At 73.3% G+C, this 21,366-nt stretch carries 17 protein-coding genes and 1 tRNA gene; 10 read left to right on the top strand and 8 right to left on the bottom strand.

All coding sequences use genetic code 11. The features are described from left to right. Positions 1 to 16 precede the first annotated feature (16 nt). A tRNA-Arg gene (locus ABD371_RS06330) sits at positions 17 to 89 on the bottom strand. A 306-nt stretch (positions 90 to 395) separates the two neighbouring features. On the opposite strand from ABD371_RS06330, the gene ABD371_RS06325 reads away from it, so the two are divergent. The 9 genes from ABD371_RS06325 to solA all read left to right on the top strand — a co-directional run bounded on the left by ABD371_RS06325 (position 396) and on the right by solA (position 11,244). Next, positions 396 to 2,000 carry a dynamin family protein gene (locus ABD371_RS06325; RefSeq protein ID WP_344474099.1) on the top strand — a complete coding sequence of 535 codons (1,605 nt, stop codon included), beginning with the start codon at positions 396 to 398 and terminating at the stop codon, positions 1,998 to 2,000. A gap of 5 nt (positions 2,001 to 2,005) precedes the next feature. Beyond that, positions 2,006 to 3,907, top strand: a complete 1,902-nt coding sequence (locus ABD371_RS06320; RefSeq protein ID WP_417801408.1) for a GTPase — start codon at positions 2,006 to 2,008, stop codon at positions 3,905 to 3,907. Between the two features lie 155 nt (positions 3,908 to 4,062). Then, positions 4,063 to 4,626: a single-stranded DNA-binding protein gene (locus ABD371_RS06315; protein ID WP_344473638.1), complete on the top strand. Its 564-nt coding sequence runs from the start codon at positions 4,063 to 4,065 to the stop codon at positions 4,624 to 4,626. Between the two features lie 256 nt (positions 4,627 to 4,882). After that, a complete protein-coding gene (locus ABD371_RS06310; RefSeq protein WP_381733245.1) occupies positions 4,883 to 6,379 on the top strand; it encodes an LAETG motif-containing sortase-dependent surface protein in 1,497 nt (498 codons plus the stop codon). A gap of 43 nt (positions 6,380 to 6,422) precedes the next feature. After that, the gene (locus ABD371_RS06305) at positions 6,423 to 7,100 is read left to right on the top strand and encodes a histone deacetylase (RefSeq protein WP_344473632.1); all 678 of its coding nucleotides are present in this window, start codon (positions 6,423 to 6,425) and stop codon (positions 7,098 to 7,100) included. A gap of 85 nt (positions 7,101 to 7,185) precedes the next feature. Then, complete coding sequence (gene ettA, locus ABD371_RS06300) at positions 7,186 to 8,850, top strand: energy-dependent translational throttle protein EttA (RefSeq protein WP_190122608.1); 1,665 nt, start codon at positions 7,186 to 7,188, stop codon at positions 8,848 to 8,850. A 16-nt stretch (positions 8,851 to 8,866) separates the two neighbouring features. Continuing rightward, positions 8,867 to 9,310: an acyl-CoA thioesterase gene (locus ABD371_RS06295; RefSeq protein ID WP_344473630.1), complete on the top strand. Its 444-nt coding sequence runs from the start codon at positions 8,867 to 8,869 to the stop codon at positions 9,308 to 9,310. Continuing rightward, positions 9,307 to 9,987, top strand: a complete 681-nt coding sequence (locus ABD371_RS06290; RefSeq protein WP_344473627.1) for a DUF8010 domain-containing protein — start codon at positions 9,307 to 9,309, stop codon at positions 9,985 to 9,987. Before ABD371_RS06295 ends, ABD371_RS06290 begins: the two co-directional genes overlap by 4 nt. A gap of 93 nt (positions 9,988 to 10,080) precedes the next feature. Next, a complete protein-coding gene (gene solA / locus ABD371_RS06285; protein WP_344473623.1) occupies positions 10,081 to 11,244 on the top strand; it encodes an N-methyl-L-tryptophan oxidase in 1,164 nt (387 codons plus the stop codon). Here solA and ABD371_RS06280 read toward each other — a convergent pair. Together ABD371_RS06280 and ABD371_RS06275 are read right to left on the bottom strand one after the other, a co-directional pair. After that, a complete protein-coding gene (locus ABD371_RS06280) occupies positions 11,241 to 11,792 on the bottom strand; it encodes a hypothetical protein (protein ID WP_344473622.1) in 552 nt (183 codons plus the stop codon). The two genes, solA and ABD371_RS06280, sit on opposite strands and share 4 nt — an antisense overlap. A 64-nt stretch (positions 11,793 to 11,856) precedes the next feature. Continuing rightward, positions 11,857 to 12,261, bottom strand: coding sequence for a globin (locus ABD371_RS06275; protein WP_190122612.1), 405 nt, complete (start codon positions 12,259 to 12,261; stop codon positions 11,857 to 11,859). Between the two features lie 96 nt (positions 12,262 to 12,357). Between ABD371_RS06275 and ABD371_RS06270 the strand changes: the two genes are divergently transcribed. Then, complete coding sequence (locus tag ABD371_RS06270; RefSeq protein WP_344473620.1) at positions 12,358 to 13,347, top strand: methyltransferase domain-containing protein; 990 nt, start codon at positions 12,358 to 12,360, stop codon at positions 13,345 to 13,347. A gap of 14 nt (positions 13,348 to 13,361) precedes the next feature. Here ABD371_RS06270 and ABD371_RS06265 read toward each other — a convergent pair whose 3' ends face one another. From ABD371_RS06265 to ABD371_RS06245, 5 genes are all read right to left on the bottom strand, one after another. Then, complete coding sequence (locus tag ABD371_RS06265; protein ID WP_344473618.1) at positions 13,362 to 14,612, bottom strand: FHA domain-containing protein; 1,251 nt, start codon at positions 14,610 to 14,612, stop codon at positions 13,362 to 13,364. Positions 14,613 to 14,715: 103 nt separating this feature from the next. Beyond that, on the bottom strand, positions 14,716 to 16,074 hold the full coding sequence (locus tag ABD371_RS06260) for a vWA domain-containing protein (RefSeq protein ID WP_344473616.1): 1,359 nt from the start codon (positions 16,072 to 16,074) through the stop codon (positions 14,716 to 14,718). A gap of 86 nt (positions 16,075 to 16,160) precedes the next feature. After that, positions 16,161 to 17,495, bottom strand: a complete 1,335-nt coding sequence (locus ABD371_RS06255) for a protein phosphatase 2C domain-containing protein (RefSeq protein WP_344473613.1) — start codon at positions 17,493 to 17,495, stop codon at positions 16,161 to 16,163. 3 nt (positions 17,496 to 17,498) lie between these two features. Then, complete coding sequence (locus ABD371_RS06250) at positions 17,499 to 19,979, bottom strand: serine/threonine-protein kinase (protein WP_344474095.1); 2,481 nt, start codon at positions 19,977 to 19,979, stop codon at positions 17,499 to 17,501. Between the two features lie 50 nt (positions 19,980 to 20,029). After that, positions 20,030 to 21,361, bottom strand: coding sequence for a hypothetical protein (locus ABD371_RS06245; protein WP_344473610.1), 1,332 nt, complete (start codon positions 21,359 to 21,361; stop codon positions 20,030 to 20,032). Positions 21,362 to 21,366: the final 5 nt, after the last annotated feature.

The raw sequence follows: 21,366 nt of genomic DNA, 5'->3' as shown, positions 1-21,366 counted from the left end.
AAGGGTCTGGGAAGAGTGCCCCCGGCAGGACTCGAACCTGCGGCCAAGCGCTTAGAAGGCGCCTGCTCTATCCACTGAGCTACGGGGGCCGGTGGTGGCCGCGGCTACCGGAGTCCGCGGGTCTGTGACCTGCCGGGACAAGGATAGGGCTCCGATGGCCTTGACCTCGTTGCTTCACCTGCGTGACACGATGTGGAGGTTCGGTGAAGCGAACCGATAATCGCAGGCGAGTGCGATTTCTGCATCGCTTTTGGCGTCCCGCGTCGCGGGTGTTGTGCACTCGTTATGCCTGCGCCCCACTCATCACGTCTGCCCCTTGTGTCCGACCGGCGCGCAGACAAGCTCATACGCTTCAAAAAGCCGCCAAAGTTAGGCATTCTTCGCATGTGGTGACCTTGGATGCACGGCCTCAGCTCATCGACGCACTAACCGCCCTGCGCGACCGTGTCGCCGCCGTGCGTCTCCCACTGCCTCTCCCCGGCGCGCCCCGGGCCCGCCAGACGCGGGTCGAGCTGCTCGCGCAGCTCGACGACTACCTCGTACCCCGGCTCACGGACCCCGCGGCCCCGCTTCTCGCCGTCGTCGGCGGATCGACCGGGGCGGGGAAGTCCACGCTGGTGAATTCGCTGGTGGGGAGGCGGGTGAGCGAGGCGGGGGTGCTGCGGCCGACCACGCGTACCCCGGTGCTCGTCTGTCATCCCGACGATCACCACTGGTTCGCCGAGATGAGGGTGCTGCCGCATCTCACCCGGGTGTGGCTGCCGCGCCAGGACGATACGGAGGACGCGGACGAAGGCGAGGAAAACACCCCCGAAGGAGCGAACCGGCTACGGATCGAGAGGGCGTCATCCCTGCCCCGGGGGCTCGCGCTGCTCGACGCGCCCGACATCGACTCGCTCATCGTGGAGAACCGCCTGCTGGCCGCCGAGTTGATCTGCGCGGCGGATGTGTGGGTGATGGTGACGACGGCCTCGCGGTACGCCGACGCCGTGCCGTGGCATCTGCTGCGTACCGCCAAGCAGTACGACGCGACGCTGGTCACCGTCCTCGACCGGGTGCCCCACCAGGTGGTCTCCGATGTGTCGCGGCAGTACGCGGCCCTCCTCACCAAGGCCGGTCTCGGCGAGGTGCCCCGCTTCACCATTCCGGAGCTGCCCGAGTCCGCGGGCGGCGGCAGCGGGCTGCTCCCCACCACGGCGGTCGCTCCCCTCTTCGCCTGGCTCGCCCACCGGGTGCAGGACCCCGCCGCACGGCAGCAGGCGCTGGGGCGCACGGCCACCGGGGTGATCAATTCGCTCAATGCGCGGATGCCGGAGCTGGCCGCCGCCGTCGCCGGGCAGTACGCCGCCGCCGTACGGCTGATGGGGGTGGTGGAAGAGGCGTACGAGGACGAGCGGGAACGGGTGAACCGGCAGCTCGGGGCCGGTGCGGTGCTGGCCGGGGACGCGCGTACGCGCTGGCGCGGCTTTCCGCGCGACAGTTCGGCGGGTGAGTTGCTGGACTCGCTGGTCGGCAGCCTGTGCGCGCTGGTGCAGTGCGCCGTGGCCGCAGCCGACGAGCATGTCCACGACGCATGGCGGCGGGAGCCGGGGGCGGGCGCGATCGTGTTCCGGGGGCGGCTGGACCTGGAGGCCGCCGAACGGATCGGGATCGCGGTCCGCCGCTGGCGGCGTGAGCTGGAGGAACTGGCCGACGACGAGATCCGCGCGCTGGAGCTGCACGCCGCGCCCGACCCCGAGACCGTCGCGGCGCTGGTCGCCGCGGCCCTGCTCGGCGGCCGGCGGGCCCGGGGCGCGGGGGAGCAGCTCGCCGAGCGGATCGGGGCGCAGGGGGCGCTGAGGCTGCGCGACCGGGGCGGCGAGGTGCTGACCGCGTACATCGACGGCCTACTGAACAGCGAACGCGACCGCCGCCTCGCCCCCCTCGACGCGCTCGACGTCTCCCCGGAACCCCAGGCCGAGCTGATCGCCGCCCTGTCCGTACTGCAGAAGGTGAGGTGACGTCGGTGACCGCCATCACGGGCGACGAGAACCGGGCCGACGACCGGCCGGGGGACGAGACCGGACCCGCCGCCGGGACCGGACCTGCCGCCGGGACCGATACCGGCACGGAGGGAGGGGCGGTGGACGGGAACAGCCCGGAACCCCCCTGCGAGCAGGCCCCGGGCCGGCCCCGGGAGTCCGGCGAGGGCCGCTCCGGCGGCTGCTGGGACGACGGGCTCATCGCCCGCCGCTCGGGTGGCCGCCGACGCGAGGACGGCCTCGCGGAACCCGCCGGGGCCGAGGAGCACGTACCCATCGGCGGCGCTTACGGCGGACCGCTGCGCACCCGGCTCGACGCCCTGAGGGAACTCGTCGGCCTCTCCAGCACCCGGGTCGAGAGCGAGACCCTCGCCGAGGCCGGACGGGTGCTCGACGAGGCGTCCGCCCGGCAGCGGCTCTCCGCCCGGCACACCGTCGTCGCCATCGCGGGCGCGACCGGAAGCGGGAAGTCCACCCTCTTCAACGCCCTCGCGCAGGTCCCCCTCTCCGAGACGGGCCTGCGCCGGCCCACTACCTCGGCACCGATCGCGTGCAGCTGGTCGGAGGGGTCCGCCGGGCTGCTCGACCGGCTCGCCATCCCCCCTCGGCTGCGCCGCAGACCCCTCGCGGGCGGGGCCGACGAACTCTCCGGGCTGGTGCTCGTCGATCTGCCCGACCACGACTCCGCGATGGTCAGACACCGCGAACAGGTGGACCGGGTGCTCGCGCTGGTGGACGCGGTGATCTGGGTGGTCGATCCGGAGAAGTACGCGGACGCCGCCCTGCACGAGCGGTATCTGCGGCCCCTCGCGGGCCATGCCGAGATCACCTTCGTGGTGCTCAACCAGGTCGACCGGCTGCCGGGCGAGGCCGCCGACCAGGTACTGGACGATCTGCGCAGACTCCTGGACGAAGACGGCATGGCACTCGGCGAGCACGGCGAACCGGGCGCGACCGTGCTGGCGCTCTCCGCGCTCAGCGGGGACGGCGTCGACGAGCTGCGCGACGTACTCGGCACCTTCGTCCAGGAGCGGACCGCCCCGGCGCGCCGGCTCGCCGCCGATGTCGACGCGGCGGCGGCCGGGCTGCGCGCGGCGTACGTCGCCGAGGGCCTCACCGGCCTCGACGAGCGGGCGCGCGAGGACTTCGCCGACCGGCTCGCGGAGGCCGTCGGGGCGAAGGCGGCGGGCGAGGCGGCCGAGCGCGAGTGGCGCAGACACGCCATCCGGGCGTGCGGTACGCCCTGGCTGCGGCTGTGGCGCTGGTACGAGCGCAAGCGGCTGCCCGGGAACGGGAGCGGGGTGTCGCCGGCCACCGCGCCGGTGGAGGAGGAGCTGACCGCCCGGCAGCGGGTCGAGCAGGCGGTGCGCACGGTCGCGGACGCGGCGGCGGCCGGGCTGCCCGCGCCCTGGGCGCAGGCCGTGCGGGAGGCGGCGGTCAGGGGGGCCGACGGGCTGCCGGAGGCGCTGGACGACCTGGCCGCGCGCGAGGCGGCGGCGACGGGCAAACGGCCGCTGCGGCCCGCCTGGTGGCCCGCCGCCGTGCTCGCGCAGATGTCGATGACGCTGCTTCAGGTGTACGGGGGGCTCTGGCTGGTGGGACAGATCGCCGATCTGCTGGAACCGGGTTTGGTGGTGCCGGCGCTGCTGATGGCGGCGGGGATCGTGGGCGGTCCGCTGGTGGAGTGGGCGTGCACGGCGGCGGTACGCGGTCCGGCGCGGCGGTACGGGCAGGACGCCCGGCGGCGGCTCCGGGAGGCGGCGGCGGGGTGCGGAAGGGCGAGGGTGCTCGACCCGATCGCCGGGGAGCTGATGCGGTACCGGGAGGTGCGGGAGCAGTACGCGACGGTGGCGGGGCGGGGCGGGGCGCGGGCGGCGGGGAGGTGAGACGGCCGGGGAGGTCGGGGCGGGGCCGGGGGTGACGGGGTTTTCCACAGGGGGGTGGCCGTCCACAGGCCCGGGCGGGATCGCGCGGTCCGTTCCAGCATGGAGACCGGCCGGCAGGGCGCCGGCGGGAGCGGAGCGGACGGGAGATGGCCGCGATGAACGACACCCTGGTCACGGTGGTGGGCAATGTCGCCACACAGGTGGAGTACCGGGACACGGCGACCGGCGGTATGGCGCGATTCCGTATCGCGGTGACGCCGAGGCGCTGGGACCGGCAGCGGGAGGTCTGGGCGGACGGCCGGACCAGTTTCTACACGGTCCTCGCCTGGCGGACTCTCGCCGCGAATATGGCCGGATCCGTTTCGGTCGGGGATCCGCTCCTCGTTCACGGGCGGTTGAGAGTGCGGGAGGAAGAGCGTGACGCGTCCCGAGACTTCGCGGGTGATCCGTCCGCCGACGCACGCGAAGCAGCTGTTCGGCGAAGGACCTTTGTGGACATCGAGGCCGTGGCGGTGGGCCACGATCTGGCGCGGGGTACCTCGGCATTCCGGCGAGTGGTCAGGTCCGCACCGAATGTGACGGAGCGGCAGTCGCAAGAGCCGCCGGGGGCGGGAAATCCTTTGGCGGCGGGGGAGTGGCCGGGTAATCCCGTGATGGATGCCGAGGGCTCTCCCGTGCCCCCGGCGGTGGCCGAGCGGATGGCCGTCCCACCCTTCTGAGCAGGACGTCTTCGCTCGTCGCGCTGTGGAGATTTGTCGAATCAGGAATGGCGGAACGGGGTTGTCGGCACCGTCGGCGATAACGATTACGAGTCGGAATGGTTGTGCGGCGGTATGACGGGGGACTGGGCCGCGCCGCCTCTCTAGGATTTCCCCTATTCACGGGGCACTTGAGTCTGCTGGCGAGGCACTCCCCCCAATGCGTCACACGTGAACGCGCACCGCACATGAGCAGCACGGGCCGCATGGACCGCGCATGAGCATCCGCGTACATGAGCACGCGGCTCACGCGAATGAGCCTCGCCCGGAGGGGAATTCTGTGTTTTCCAAGTTCGCCGCGCCGACTGGACGCGGACGGGGGATCGCGCGCCGTATCGCGGCCGCGGCCCTCACATCGGGGCTCGTCGCGACGTGCACCGCGGCCGGCGCGGGTGCGGCCGCCGCCGACGACGGCACGCACCGCCAGACCGGCGCGGTCGCCACCCTCGACGGGCTCAAGACCTTCGACCGCGCGACGCTCCGTGCGAACGGCAAGAGCCACCCCATCCCCGCGGGGCTCTTCGAGATGACCGTCGACGGCGGCGGCCGGCTGAAGACCTACTGCGTGGACCTCCACAACCCGACCCAGGTCCAGGCGAAGTATCTGGAGGCCCCCGCCGCGCAGACCTCGCTCGCCGCCAACCGGGACGCGGGAAGGATCCGCTGGATCCTGCGGAACTCCTTCCCCCAGGTCGACGATCTCGCCGCGCTGGCCAAGGCGGCCGGCAGCGGGCCGCTCACCCAGCGGACGGCTGCCGCCGGCACCCAGGTCGCCATCTGGCGCTACTCGGACGGGGCGGACGTCGACGCGCTCGACCCCGCCGCCGAGAAGCTCGCGGACTGGCTCCACAGGAGGGCCCGCGACATCCCCGAGCCGAGGGCCTCGCTCAGCCTGGAGCCGAGCACGGTCTCCGGCCGGCCCGGCGGCCGGCTCGGCCCGGTGACCGTCCGGACGGACGCGGACCGCGTCTCCCTGGCCCCGCCGGCCGACGCGGCGGCCAGCGGCGTCAGGGTCACCGACGCCGCGGGCAAGTCCGTCACCTCGGCGGTGAACGGCACCAAGGTGTACCTCGACGTCCCGGCCGGCGCCCCGGACGGCTCGGCGACGCTCACCGCCCAGGCGATGACCCCCGTGCCGGTGGGCCGGGCGTTCATCTCCACCACCCGGAGCCAGGCCCAGATACTCGCGGGCTCCAGCGAGTCCACGGTCTCCGCGACCGCCGGGGTCACCTGGGCCGCCAAGGGGGCGATACCCGCCTTCTCCGCGAAGCGGAACTGCGCCGAGGGCGGTCTCGACGTCACGGCGGCCAACAGCGGCGACGCGCCGTTCACCTTCGAGCTGGGCGGCATCGAGCACACGATCCCCGCCGGCCGGTCGCGGACGGTGACCGTCCCGGTCGCCGAGGACCAGTCGTACGACGTCACCGTCTCCGCGCCGGGAGGCTTCAGCGCGAGCTTCAAGGGCGTCCTGGACTGCGCCACCACCGGCCTCGCGGCTCCCGTCGCCTCCTCCGCCTCGCCCGCCGCGGAGACCCCCGTCTCCCAGCTCGCCCCCGCCTCGGCGGGCGGCTCCTCCGCCGGGCCGGAGGGGGACCTCGCGGCGACCGGCAGCTCCGACGCCACACCGATGATCACGGGAATCGCGATCACCCTCGTCGTCATCGGCGGCGGCGCGATCTTCTTCCTGCGCAAGAAGCCCGCCCCCAAGGAGTGACCCGGCCGGGGCCCCCGCCCCACGACGCCACCCTGGAGTGATCTTGAGGACGGTCCACCGCCTCACGGCCGCGCCCCCGGACCCCCGGCACCGCCCCGAGCGGGTCTGGTACGCCGCCTACGGGTCCAACACGGACCTGAGCAGGCTCCGCCGCTACCTCGCCGGGGGCACGGCCCCGGGCGGGCGCGGGGTCCACCCCGGCTGCCGGGACCAGAGCGACCCGGTCCGCTCGGTCCCGGTCGAGCTGCCCGGGATCCTCTACTTCGCCACCGAGTCGCCCGTCTGGACCGGCGGCCGGGCCTTCTGCGACCCCGCCGCCGACGGCCGGGTAAGAGCCCGCGCCCACCTCGTCACCGCACAGCAGTTCTCCGACATCGCCGCCCAGGAGATGCACCGCCCCCCGGGGCACGACCTCGACCTGGCCAGGGCCGTCGCCGAAGGCAGGGACACCCTGGGGCCCGGCCACTACGAAACCCTCGTCCGCCCGGGCTTTCTGGACGGCCTGCCCGTCCTGACCTTCACCGCGCCCTGGCGGGCGGACCGGGTGGCGTGCACCGCCCCGTCCGGCCCGTATCTGCGGTGCATCGCCTCCGGCCTGCTCGCCGCCGGAGCCTGGGACGCCCCCACCGTCGCCCGCTACCTCTCCGAGGCCCCCGGCGCGTCCGGCGCCTGGACCCCGGAGGAGATCATCCGGCTCACCGAGCCCGCCCCGGAGCCCTGAGCGGCCTACTCGTTTCCGTCCAGGGGTGGCGGTACGGCAAGATGGGGTGTATCTGCCCACTCACTCATCTGCCGGACGGTTTCTCTTGGCTGAGTACATCTACACGATGCGCAAGACGCGCAAGGCGCACGGCGACAAGGTCATCCTCGATGACGTGACGCTGAGCTTCCTGCCCGGTGCGAAGATCGGTGTGGTCGGCCCCAACGGCGCCGGTAAGTCCACCGTGCTGAAGATCATGGCCGGACTGGAGCAGCCCTCCAACGGCGACGCGTTCCTGTCGCCCGGCTACACGGTCGGCATCCTGCTCCAGGAGCCGCCGCTGGACGAGGCCAAGACCGTTCTCCAGAACGTCGAGGACGGCGTCGCCGAGATCAAGGGCAAGCTCAACCGGTTCAACGAGATCGCCGAGCAGATGGCGACCGAGTACACCGACGAGCTGATGACGGAGATGGGCAAGCTCCAGGAAGACCTCGACCACGCCAACGCCTGGGACCTCGACGCCCAGCTGGAGCAGGCGATGGACGCGCTCGGCTGCCCCCCCGGGGACTGGCCGGTCACCAACCTCTCCGGTGGTGAGAAGCGCCGCGTCGCCCTGTGCAAGCTGCTGCTGGAGGCCCCCGACCTGCTCCTCCTCGACGAGCCCACCAACCACCTGGACGCCGAGTCCGTGCAGTGGCTGGAGGCGCACCTCGCCAAGTACGCCGGCACCGTCGTCGCCATCACCCACGACCGGTACTTCCTCGACAATGTCGCGGGCTGGATCCTGGAGCTCGACCGCGGCCGCGCCATCGGCTACGAGGGCAACTACTCCACCTACCTGGAGTCCAAGCAGGCCCGTCTCAAGGTCGAGGGCCAGAAGGACGTCAAGCGCGCCAAGCGGCTCAAGGAAGAGCTGGAGTGGGTCCGCTCCAACGCGAAGGGACGGCAGGCCAAGTCCAAGGCCCGTCTCGCGCGTTACGAGGAGATGGCCGCCGAGGCCGACAAGATGCGGAAGCTGGACTTCGAGGAGATCCAGATTCCCCCGGGCCCGCGCCTGGGCAGCATCGTGGTCGACGTGGAGAACCTCTCCAAGGGCTTCGGCGAGAAGCTTCTGATCGACAACCTCAGCTTCACCCTGCCGCGCAACGGCATCGTGGGCGTCATCGGCCCCAACGGCGCCGGCAAGACCACGCTGTTCAAGATGATCCAGGGCCTGGAGGAGCCGGACTCCGGCTCGATCAAGGTCGGCGAGACCGTCAAGATCTCCTACGTCGACCAGAGCCGCGCCAACATCGACCCCAAGAAGTCCCTGTGGGCCGTGGTCTCCGACGAGCTGGACTACATCAACGTCGGCCAGGTCGAGATGCCGTCCCGCGCCTATGTCTCGGCGTTCGGCTTCAAGGGCCCGGACCAGCAGAAGCCCGCGGGCGTGCTCTCCGGCGGCGAGCGCAACCGGCTGAACCTGGCGCTCACCCTCAAGCAGGGCGGAAACCTCCTCCTCCTCGACGAGCCCACCAACGACCTCGACGTCGAGACGCTCTCCTCCCTGGAGAACGCCCTGCTCGAGTTCCCCGGCGCGGCGGTGGTCGTCTCCCACGACCGCTGGTTCCTGGACCGGGTCGCCACCCACATCCTCGCCTACGAGGGCGACTCCAAGTGGTTCTGGTTCGAGGGCAACTTCGAGTCGTACGAGAAGAACAAGATCGAGCGCCTCGGAGCGGACGCGGCCCGTCCGCACCGCGCCACCTACAAGAAGCTCACCCGAGGCTGAGGGGCTGACGAGACCCATGGCCCGGCACATCTACCGCTGCCCCCTCCGCTGGTCCGACATGGACGCCTTCGGCCATGTCAACAACGTGGTCTTCCTGCGTTACCTGGAAGAGGCGCGGATCGACTTCATGTTCCGGCTCCAGCCGGGGGACGGCTCACCGTCGTTCTCCGGCGGGTCCGTCGTCGCCCGGCACGAGATCGACTACGTCCGCCCGCTGGTCCACCGGCACGAGCCGGTGACCGTCGAATCATGGGTGACCAGGATCGGCGCGGCCTCTCTGACCATCGCCTACGAGATCAAGGACGACACCGAGGACTCCGCGCAGATCTATGTGCGGGCCTCGACCGTCGTGGTCCCCTACGACCTGGAGGCGGGCCGCCCGCGCCGGATCAGCGCCGAGGAGAAGTCCTACCTCCAGCGCTATCTGCCCGCCCTGGAAGAGGACGCCCTCGTCGCATGAGCGTGCCCGTGCGCAGCCTGCACTTCGCCGACGCGAGGGAGGCGGAGGATCTCACCGCCTTCCTCGCCCGGCTGCTCCACTACGACCGCGCCGCCGCCGTACGCCTCCAGGCCGGCTCCCCGGACGGCGCGCAGGCGGGCCTCGCCGTCTTCGGCCGTCCGCCCTCCTTCGAGGTGCTCGCGATCCGCACGGCCCGACTCGGCGCGCCCGCCCGGCTCGACATCACCGTCTCCGCCGGAGAGCTGCTCGAAAACCTCGCCGGTGAGGAGTTCGTCCTGCCCGCCCCCGTCACCGGACCGCCCTGGACCGGTGTGCTGCCGCCCCGCGGCGGCTGGCGCGAGCTGCCCGGACTGCCGGGCGTCGCCGAGATGCGCGAGGCCGTCGCCGCCGCCGTCGCCGAGTTCCGCAACCGCGACGAACAGCTCCCCGCCGAACGCCGCACCCGCGCCGAGCGGGACGCCATCGGCCGCGAGATCTGGTCCCGCACCCTCGCCGCCACCCCCCTGCCGCTGCGCGCGGTGCACGCCGCCCACTCCCTCGGCTTCCTGCGCCCCGAAGTCCCCGTCGCGCTGCTCTCCACCGGCTCCTGGCTCAGACTGCGCACCCCCTTCGGCTCCACAGCCCTCCGGGGCAACGGACTGGGCGGGCTGAACGTCATCCCCACCCGGACCCGCTGACAGCACCCCCGAACTCCCCCGCCGCACCCCTCGATGAGAAGGTGGCCGCCAGCGGTCGGGACGCCGGCGCTCGGCACGGTGAAGGGAAACCCCATGGCACCCGCGTACGACGTGATCGTCCTCGGACTCGGCGGCATGGGCAGCGCCGCGGCGGCCCATCTCGCCGCCCGGGGCGTCAAGGTCCTCGGCCTGGAGAAGTTCGGCCCGGTGCACAACAGGGGCTCCAGCCACGGCGGCTCCCGCATCACCCGCCAGTCCTACTTCGAGGACCCCGCCTACGTCCCCCTCCTGCTCCGCGCCTACGAGCTGTACGAGGAGCTGGAGCGCGAGACCGGGCGCGACATCGCCACCCTCTGCGGCGGACTGATGATCGGCCGCCCCGACAGCCGTACCGTCGCCGGAGCACGGCGCTCCGCCGAACAGTGGGACCTGCCCCACGAGATGCTCGACGCGGAGCAGCTCCGCCGCCGCTTCCCGACGCTGACCCCCGCCGACGACGAAGTAGCCCTCTACGAGGCACGGGCCGGGCTGCTGCGCCCCGAGAACACCGTCGCCGCCCACCTCCAGCTCGCCACCCGCCACGGCGCGAGCCTCCACTATGAGGAGCCGGTCACCCGCTGGGAGCCGTACCGCGAAGGCGTCCGTGTCCACACCCACGAGGACGTCTACACCGCGAGCCGCCTGATCATCTGCCCGGGGGCCTGGGCCCCCGGGCTGCTCGCCGACGTGGGGGTGCCGATCACCGTCGAGCGGAAGATCATGTACTGGTTCCAGCCCCGGGGCGGCACCGGCCCGTACCGCCCCGAGCGGCACCCCGTCTATGTGTGGGAGGACCGTGAGGGAATCCAGGTCTACGGCTTTCCCGCGATCGACGGGCCGGACCGGGGCGCGAAGGTCGCCTTCTTCCGCGACGGCGGGGTCTGCACCCCGGAGACCATCGACCGGACCGTCCACGACCACGAGGTACGGGCGATCGCCGACTATCTCGGCCCCCGGCTGCCCACCCTGCCCGGGACCTTCATCAAGGGGGTGACCTGCATGTACTCCACCACCCCCGACGAACACTTCGTGATCGCCCGGCACCCGGGGCACCCCGACGCCGTCACCGTGGCCTGCGGATTCTCCGGACACGGCTTCAAATTCGTCCCCGTGGTCGGCGAGATCCTGGCCGATCTCGCGCTGGAGGGCGGCACCCCCCACCCCATCTCGCTCTTCGACCCGGCCCGCTTCGCCGGGAAGCTCAACGGCAGGTCCTAGCCAGGGAGTGTCTTCAAGACGTGAGCCTCGGCGTCGCGCAGCAGTCCCGGGGTCAGCCGCCGGTGGACGGCGGACAGCGGGGTCCATATCGTGCGGCCGAAGCCGCTGCGGTAGTGCAGAAAGGTGCTCAGCGACACCTGGCCCCGGGGTGACCGCACGATCAGCTCGCCGGCCAGCAGCGGGGAGACGGCCGCGAGCCGGATCCAGTCCTCGCCGCGCGCGGCGATGCGCCAGCCCGCGACGGTGTCCGGCGACCGGCCCCGGCTGAGCCGGAGACCCAGCAGACCGCGCCAGATGAACCGCTCGGCAGGGCTGGGGAGGTCGCCGAACATGGCCCGGGCCCATCGCTCCGGCGTGGCGGCGGTCTCCGTGTTCAGGGTGAAGTGATCGGCGTAGTGGAGTGCGGGCAGCGAGCTGAGGGCACGGAAGGCCTCAGGAATCCGGTGCGCGCCCACCACGGCCTCCACGCCGGTGCCCGCCCGCGAACCGTCGCGTCCGGGCACCCGGCGCGCGGTTTCCGGCTTCCGGTGGAAAAGAGGCATGGACATCCCCCCGGTCGTTCCTACGGTGAAGTGCAGAACGACATCAGCCTAGCCACCGCGGCCGACAGGCCTAGCCCGCCGTGTTCACCATGGACGCGGCGGCGTAGACCAGGTAGTCCCACAGCTGCCGCTCGTGCTCCGGGGCCAGCTCCAGCTCGTCCACGGCGTCCCGCATGTGCTTCAGCCAGGCGTCGTGCGCCGCCCGGTCGACCGCGAACGGCGCGTGCCGCATCCGCAGCCGGGGGTGGCCCCGGGCCTCGCTGTAGATGCGCGGGCCGCCCCAGTACTGCATCAGGAAGGTGGCGAATCGGTCCTCGGCGGGGCCGAGATCCTCCTCCGGGTACATCGGCCGCAGCAGCGGGTCCCCGGCGACGCCCTGGTAGAAGCGGTGAACCAGACGGCGGAAGGTCTCCTCGCCGCCGACCTGCTCGTAGAAGGTCTGCTCCTGGACGGTGCCGCGCGGAATCTCAGTCACTCCTCCATCGTCTCAGACGCCCCGGCGGAGGACCGATGGCCTAGGACCACCGGCCCCCGCCCCTCGCGGGCCCCTGCGGGGTGCCACAGTGGAGGCATGGGCACGTACCTGGAGCGGTACGCCGAGCCCGCGGCCGAGGCCCGCCGGGCGATGGTGCGCCTGATCGCGGCCGGGGGCGCGCTGACCGATCCGGCCTGGCGGGCGGCGTTCGAGGAGGTGCCCCGGCATCTGTTCGTCCCGTACTACTTCACCGGCGGGCCCGGCGGCCATGAGCGGCTCTGGTGCGAGGACCCCGATCCGGTGCGGCGGGAGCGCTGGCTGCGCGGGGCCTACTACGACGGGCCGCTGGCGACCAGGATCCGCGACGGGGAGCTGATCTCCTCCAGCAGCCAGCCCTCGCTGATGGCCCGGATGCTTCAGGCGCTCCAGGTGCGGTACGGGGACGCCGTGCTGGAGATCGGCGCGGGCACCGGGTACAACGCGGCGCTGCTCTGCCACCGGCTCGGCGAGGAGCGGATCACCACCGTCGACATGGAGCCGGAGATCACCGAGTCGGCGCGGGCGCATCTGGCCGCCGCCGGCTACCGGCCGGCCGTGGTCACCGGCGACGGGGCGCGCGGCTGCCCGGAGCGGGCCCCCTTCGACCGGATCATCGCGACCTGCACGCTGCCGTTCATCCCGTACGACTGGGCGGCGCAGTGCCGCCCGGACGCCCGGATCCTCGCTCCGCTGTCGACCGGGCTGATCGCGCTCCGGGTCCGGGACGACGGCCGCCACGGGCGGATCGCCGAGGGGCGCTTCCTGCGGACCTCGGCGTACTTCGTGCCGCTGCGGGGCAGTGGCCCCGCGCCGGAGCGCCGGCCGGGCGCGCTGCCTCGCCGAGTACTAGAGAACGATCTCTTCCGGTTCATGCTGTCGCTGACCGGGCGGAGCCTCGACCCGCGCGAGGCGCTCTCGCTCTGGGAGCGCGAGCGCCGTCCGCTCCGGGACCGCTTCGGGGTCACCGTCGTCGGCGGACGCCAGTGGGCCTGGCTGGACGATCCCGAGGGGCCGTACGTCTGGCCCCTCGGCGCGCGGGACGGGTGACCCCGCCCGCGCGGTCAGCCCCGGCGGACGGTGATGGTCGTCCAGGCTCCGACATGGACCCGGTCGCCGTCGCTCAGCGGCACCGGGACATAGGGCTGTATCGGCTCCTCCGCGCCGTTGAGCGTGGTGCCGTTGGTGGAGTTCTGGTCGACGACCGCCCAGGATCCGTCGGGCTGCCGCACCAGCACGGCGTGCTTGTGCGAGACGCCCGGGTCCTCCGGGGGCACGGACAGATCGATGTCGGGCGACTCGCCGGTCGACTGGCGGCGGCGGCCGATGGTGATCTGGGTGCCGTCGAGCTGGAGGTGCTGCTCGGGGGAGTACGCGGGCAGGTTGAGGCCGCTGGCGTCGGGGCCGCTGCGCTGCATCATCGCCAGGAAGTACTCGCGGTCGGGCGCGATGACGGCCGACCAGCCCTCGGGCGACTGGTAGGACGGCGGCGACTGGTGCTGTCCGGGCGCGGAGACGGATTGGTGCTGTCCGGGGCCCTGGGGGAAGGGGGAGTCCTGCCCGGCCTGCGGGAAGGAGGGCCGGTCCTGGGACGGCGGGGAGAGCATCCAGTCGTCCGCCGCGGCCGGCTGCTGCGGCTGGTGCTGGTGCTGCTGCTGCGGTGGCGGTGCGGGGTGCTGGTGGAAGCCCTGCGGGGGACCCGGCGGCCGGCCGGTGCCGGGACCGGGGCCGGGACCAGGACCGGGACCAGGACCGGGACCGGGGCCGGGACCGGGGCCGCCTGCCTGGCCGGGGCCCTGCGGGAACGGCGAGGGCGGTCCCTGCGGGAACGGCCGCCGCTGCCCCGGGCCGTCGCCGAGCGACTCGGCGGGCCGGTTCAGCTGCGAGGGCCGGGAGCCCTGGTAGTCGAACGGATCGTGGCCCTGCCGGCCGGGCCCGGGGTGTCCCGGGTGCCCGTGCGGGCCGGCCGGCGGCGGGGGCGGCTGGTTGGTGAAGCCCGAGGGCAGATTCAGCCCGGGGGACGGGGCCTGCGGCGCGGGGGCGATCGGGGTGTACGAGGTCGCCGTGTGCGTCAGGAAGTTGTACCGGCACTCCTCGCAGAACGGGGCCATGGCCTCGCGCGGGGTGCGGCACTGCGGGCAGAGCTCCGCGTGCGCGGTGGCGTGCGGATCGCCCGCCGGGCCCGGGTAGCCGTACGAGGGCGCGGGCGGCGGCGGGGCGGCTCCGGTGGGAGCGCCGGGACCGGCCATGCGGTGGCCACAGACCTCGCACCAGTCGTCGGAACCCGACTGGTGTCCGTTGGGGCAGGTCGGCATGTCGGCGCTTCCCCCTCTCCTCGTCCGGCCCGGGGGCCGTCACCTCTGTCGTACGTCTCTCGTACGACGATGCTCGAACGGCCTCGGTCGCGGCGGAGAACGACTACTTCTTCACCCGGACCGTTCTCACGGACCGGGTTTCGAGCGTCATCTCATCGGCCTCCGCGACCTTGGCCTTCAGTCGCACAGTACCTGTCGCCGCGTCGACCACGTCCACCACCTTCGAAAGCAGTTTCGCGGTGCCCTCGTTCCCGGAGACCTGCGCCAGCTGCACGGCGCGGCCCAGTTTCGCCGTCGCTCCATCGTAATCACCCATTTTGCGGGCATCCAGCCCCTGTTGGATGACTTGTGCGAGTTCTGCCTGGCCCGTGTAGTGCGCCACCTGCGGGTTGATCGAGGTGGAGGCGGCCATGTCATCCGTCCACACCGCCCGGATGAGCCCCTGGGAGAGCACCTCGGGGGCCCCGCCGCCGGGGGCCGGAATGATCAGCGAGGCGCGGGCCGCCAGCATCTCCTGGCCGATGTTCGCCAGGGGCACCCGCACGCACACGTGATAGTCGCGGGACTCGTCGCCCCAGGAGCCGGTCGGATAGTCCCCGGCCCGGGGGCCCGCCTCGGTCCGCCGCCCGGTCAGCTCGGCGACGGTGGGGGCCACCTGCTTGACGAACATGATCTCCACCCCGACGGGCGTCCACAGCCGCAGCGCGACATCGGCGACCTCCTTGCCCATCGCGTTCTCCATCATGGCCGTGAAGTCGGCGGCCAGATGCGCGGGATCGGCGACGATGTCGGCGGTCCCCAGCAGCGCGGCGGCGATCCCGGTGACCTCCTTCACCTCCCAGTCGGTGCCCACGCCCCGGGCGTCGCAGGTGAACCGGCCCGCCACGGCGGTCAGCGCGGAGCGCAGCGCCTCGGGGGACTCGTGCTCATTGCGCCCGTCGGTCAGCAGGATGCCGTGCCGGATGTCCCCGGCCGAGGAGGCGAGCAGCCGGTCCGCGAGCCCGAGCCAGGTGCCGATCGCGGTGCCGCCGCCCGCGGTGAGTTTCCGCAGGGCCTCCTTCGCCTGGGCGCGGGTGTGCCGGTCGGCGATCGCCAGCCGCTCGCCGCCGGGATAGATGTCGGAGGCCTTGTGCGTACCGGCGACCACGGCGAACTCCACGCCGTCGCGCAGGGTGTCGATCGCGGCGGCCGTGGCGTCCCGGGCGTTGCGCATCTTGGTCGGCGGGTAGTCCATGGAACCGGAGCAGTCCACCATGATCACCACGGCCGCGCCGGGGGAGGACGAGGGGATCCCGGCGGGAGACGCCGACACCCCCCGCAGCGGAGCGCCACCGGTGGTGCCGCCGCCCGTGGAGGTCACGGTCACGATCGCGTTCACCTCGCGACCGCCCTCGGGCAGATACTCGTTCTGGTACACGTCGACCGAGAACGCGGGCACCTGGGACTTGGAGAAATTGGCCATCTGCTGGACTCCTTGAGGGCTCCACCCGGGAGATCTCACGACCCGTCGCGGACGCCTCCCCCGTCACGGGCGCCCGGTCGCTTTCATCAGGCCCGGCGGTCGTGGCCCGATCCTGCCCCCGGCCGCGCCACCGCGAACGGCAGCACCGCCACGGTTACGTTGTCGTGGCCCCCGCCGTCGAGTGCGTGGCCGACCAGCACCTGGGCGCTGTGCAGGGGCCGTTCGGCGGCGTCCGCCGGGATCGCGCGGGCCATCTCGTCGGGGCCCTCCGCGTAGTTCCACAGACCGTCGGTGCAGACCACCACCACCCCGGAGCGGTCCGGTTTGAAGGCGGCGGTGTGCGGTTCCAGTTCGTACGCGTCGGCCCCCAGCCAGCCGGTGATGGCGTGGGCGCGCTCGTCCGCGTACGCCTCGCGTTCGCTCATCAGGCCGGCGGCCACCATCTGCGCGGCCCAGGAGTCGTCCTCGGTGAGCCGGGCGGCGGGGCCCTCGCGGTCGTCGGGCACCCAGTAGACACGGCTGTCGCCGACCCAGCCGACGATCAGCAGACCGCCGGCGGAGATCGCCGCGACGATCGTGCAGGCGGGCGCGTTCAGCTGGTGGTGCGAGCCGTGGCCGTGCTCCGACGGCTCGCCGGCGGGCGGCTGTCCGGCCAGGGCGTTGACGGCGGTCGCGGCGGCCACGATCGCCTCCCGCATGGCCTGCTCCGGGTGGACCCCGTGCGGCAGCGCCGTCAGCAGCAGCTCATTGGCGGCCCCCGCGGCGGCGAGTGACGCCTCGTCGGGCCGGGTGGCCGAGGAGACCCCGTCGCAGACGACCGCGACCACGGCCGGGGAGCCGTCGGGCAGCGCGGTGGTGGAGATCGCGAACGCGTCCTCGTTGCGATGGTGGCGCAGGCCCCGGTCGCTGACGGCGGCGACCGGGCCCAGCTCCCGCTCCATGTGGTCGCGCTCCCGGGGCTGGGCGTGGCCGCAGTTCTCGCAGTAGCCGTCGGGGTCGACATGGCCCGAGCGGCAGGCCACGCACACCTTGGCGGCGGCCGGGGGTACGGCCGGCGGCACGGCCGGCGGTACGGCTGCCGGCGGCGCGGCGGGCGGCGCGATCCGCGGGTCGGGGACGGGCAGCGGCGTCTGCGGCGGGGGCAGTTCGAAGTCCCCCGAAGCCGAAGGCGCGGGCGCGGGCGCGGGAGCGTGAACGGGCGCGGGCGGCTCGGCCGGTGCGGAGGAGGCCTCCGCACCCGGCCCGGTCCGCCACTCGGGCGGCACGGAGACGGCGAGCGTCGGCCGGTCACCGCCGGACGGCGGCGAGAGCGCCGACAACTCCTGTCCGCACGCGCCGCAGAAGCGGTCGTCCTCCTCCAGCGGCTCCGTGCAAGCGGGGCACAACGAGCCGGCGGCCGGCCGGTGCATCTGCGGCGACATCAATCACACCCACGTCCGGGGGCGGAAGCGGTTGGCACGCTCCACCAGTTCCATCCGCTCCTCGCCCCGCTGGGCGAGCCGGGCGAGCACCCGGTAGGAGCGTTCCAGTCCGAAGCGCAGACCGCGTTCGTCCAACTCACTGCCGAGCAGCGCGACGGGGGCGGCGGCGACGGTGCCGCCGGGCCGGGGCGCGCCCGACGGAGCCGGTACGGACGGCTGAACTCCGGGACTACCGGAGAGTACCCAGTCCAGGGCCGTGCCGAGTACCTCGGTGGACAGCCTCTCCCGGCGCACCGCGTCCAGGCCGAACTCCTCCAGCGCCTCCACCTGCGCCGCCGCGGCGAGCAGATCGTTCAACAGCGGTTCCTGGGCGGCCCGTCGGCGCAGCCGGGCCCGCACGGCGGCGACCCGCGCGGCCGTGTAGTGGATCGAGGCCTCCGGCACCGACTCCAGGGTGCGTACGGCTCCGGCCCGGTCCCCGGCCGCGAGTTGCACCCGGGCCAGTCCGAACGCGGCGCTGACATAGCTGGGGTCGGTCGTCCACACCAGCCGGTAGTACTCCGCCGCGTTGTCCAGCTGGCCGAGCACCTCGGCGCACACCCCCAGCGCCAGCTTGGGCGCGGGCTCGCCGGGGAACGCGTCGTAGATCGCGTCGAAGGAGAGCGCCGCCGCCTCGTCGTCCCCGGTGACCAGGGCCGCCAGGCCCCGGTACCAGACCACCCGCCAGTCGTCCGAGCGCCCGTTCTCCAGCGCCTCCAGCACGGCGTCCGCGGCGGCGCTCTCGCCCAGCTCCAGCCGGGCGCGCAGCTCGCGCAGCCGGGTCTCGGTGGACGGTGGGGGGCCGGCGGCGAGGGCCGCGATCAGCTCGGCGGGGGCGGGGGCGGGCAGCCCGGCGAGGAAACCGGCGTTGGCGTCGCCCGGGTCGACCCGGGGGACGGGCAGGGCGAGCGAGACGGCGCGGCTGTCGAGGGCGGCGAGGTGCGGGGCGAGCCGGGCCGCCCCGGCGGCGGGCGCTCCGGGGCCGAGGGCCTTCCGGCCGCCCCGCCGCGCGCCGACGGGACGCGCGCCGAGCACCGAGGCCTCGGCGGCCGGTTCGGCGAACAACTCCGCGTCGGTGACCCGCAGCTCGGGGCCGAAGAGCGTGGACAGCGAGGGGCGGGGACGGCCCGTCTGGAGGGAGACCACCTCCCTGAGCACCCCCGTCAGCTGCTCCGCCATCTCCTGCGCGGAGGAGAACCGCCGGGCCGGGTCGGGGTCCGTGGCGCGCACCAGCAGCCGGTAGAAGGACTCGTAGGTGCGGAAGACCGGCACATGCTCCGGATCGGGCAGCGAGTCGACGAAGACATTGGTGTAGCCCTGGAAGTCGAAGGTCAGCACGGCCAGCGTGCGGGCCACGGTGTAGAGGTCGGAGGCGACCGAGGGGCCGGTGTCGCCGACCTCCGGGGCCTGGTAGCCGACCGTCCCGTAGATGGCGGACTCCTCGTCGTCCATCCGCCGGACCGCGCCCATGTCTATCAGCTTGAGCTGGTCCTGCTGCTGGATGGCGTTGTCGACCTTGAAGTCGCAGTAGAGCAGATTGCGGCTGTGCAGATGCCCCAGCGCCTCCAGCGCCTCGATGCCGTACGCGCAGGCCTGCTCCACCGGCAGCGGATCCCGCCGCCCGGAGGCGTCCCGGCGGTCGTTCGCCAGCTCCTTGAGCGATTTGCCGCCCACGTACTCCATGACGATGTAGCCGTCGAGCGAGCCGGTGCGCTGGTCGAGGTGTTCGACGAAGTTGTAGATGCGCACGATGTTGGAGTGCTCGATCTCGGCGAGGAAGCGGCGCTCGGATATCGCCGCCGCCATCGCGTCCTGGTCGCCCGTGTCCAGCAGACCCTTGAGCACCACCCAGCGGTCGGAGACGGCGCGGTCCACCGCCAGATAGACCCAGCCCAGCCCGCCGTGGGCCAGACAGCCCGCCACCTCGTACTGGCCGTGCACGACGTCGCCGCCGGTGAGCTTGGGCACGAAGGAGTACGGATGGCCGCACGAGGTGCAGAAGCCCTCCGTGCGCCCGGTGCTCTCCCCGCGCGAACGCCCCACCGGAGCACCGCACTCGGAGCGCGAGCAGAACCGCTTCCGCTCGGGCACCTCCGGGTTCTCCATCACCGCCGAGCGCGGGTCGGGGCGCGGGACCTCGGGCACGGTGACCAGGCCCGCGCCCAGCCGGTTGCGGCCCGAGACGCCGGTGGACGAGCCGGAGCTGCGCACCGAGACCGACCGGCCGGAGGAGGCCGATCCGGCGGTGGCGCGCGAGAGCCGCCCCGACACCGACCGGCGCGAGGTGGAGGAGCGCGAGGAGGCCCGGGAGGAGGCGAGCGAGGTACGGGCGCTGCCGAGCGCGCCGGATCCGCCACTGCCGCCGATCCGGCCGGAGCCGGCCGCTCCGTTCGCGGCGACCGGGGCGAGGCCGCAGGTGTCGCAGTACAGCTCGCCGCCGCCCATGTCCTCGTAGCCGCCCTCGCAGCCGGGCCGCCGGCAGCTCTGGTCCTCGCTCACGCGTCCCCCCTGCGGTCTTCGGTCCGGGCCTGCCCCGGCTCCCTCGGGGCCAGCGCCTCGGCGGCGGCCCGCTGATAGCGCAGCACCGCCTGCTCGGCCACCCGCAGATCGCACGGGGCGCTCCACAGGGTGCGGCGGGCCAGGTCGTAACGCTCGATCAGCAGCGGGTCCTCCGCATGGCCGAGCCGGGCCATCTTCGCCTTGTACGCGTCCAGTCTGCCGCGCAGCTCGGCCCGTACGGCGAGCGGGGCGGTCACCGCGGTCAGCGACTCCCTGGCCCGCAGCAGCTCGTCCTCGGCCTCCCGCTCCAGGGACTCCAGCAGCGGGGAGAGCCGGTGCCACCGCGAGTGCCTGCGGTACTCGGCGGCGATGGAGAGCCGCTCCTGAAGGGCGGTGGGCGGACCGCTGACGGCGGGCACCTCGGTGGCGGCGATCTTCGCCAGCACCTCGCCGCGCGCCACCCGGGCCTCGGCCAGGGTGCGGTCGGCGCGGGAGAGGACGTCGCGCAGCCGCATCAGCCGCTCCTCGGAGTCCTGGCGGACCCCGAGGACGGCCTCGATCTCCCGGCGTACGTCCTCCAGGGCCCGGGCGGCCCGGTCGTAGCGGTCGGTGTCGGGCCGTCCGCCGCCGGGGGCCGAACTGCCCGGCGCGGGACGCCAGAAGGCGAGCGGGTCGGAGATCACCTGGACACGCAGCGTGGACAGCTCGTGGGTGATCTCCTCCAGCTCGTCCCCGGAGGGGTGTTCGCCCGGGCGCACGCCCACCGAGTGGGCGAGCGAGCGGGTGCGCTGGAGTTCGGCGGAGAGCAGATCGATCCGGGCGGGCAGCGCGGACCACACCGCGTCCGCCGTGACCACCATGTCGAGGGAGCTCGCGTACAGCTCGTTCATCCGCTCGACCAGGCCCTCCAGGGTGAACCGCTCGGCGAGCCGGGCGGGCGCGCCGGCCGGGGGCGCGGCGGGGTTCGCCAGGGTCACCCCGGGGCCGCGCAGCCGCTCGGTCAGCTCGGCGAGGTCCTCGCGGCCCGGCCAGCGGCGGCGCGATCGCAGCTCACGGATGCCGGTGAGGGCGGCGGTGTAGGCGTCGAAGCAGCTCCAGAGCAGGGTTATCGCCTGCTCGGCGGTGGCCCAGCGGTCCTTGGTGACACCGGTCAGCTCGGCCCCTTCGAGGAGCCTTCGGCCGGCGTGGTCCTGGAGGGCGAGCAGCGAGGACTCGATGGCCTCGTGCTCGGCGTCGAGGCGCGTCAGCGCCCGGTCCACCTCGTCCCGGTCCATGGTCGGCCCGGGGGCCTGCCCGCCGGAGCCGGAGGCCGCTCCCGCGACGCCCATCGATC

It is taken from the genome of Streptomyces amakusaensis (assembly GCF_039532665.1).
GTDB lineage: Bacteria > Actinomycetota > Actinomycetes > Streptomycetales > Streptomycetaceae > Streptomyces > Streptomyces amakusaensis.
The sequence above is the reverse complement of the archived record's forward strand: the minus strand, read 5'-3'. Positions and strand labels throughout refer to the sequence as shown.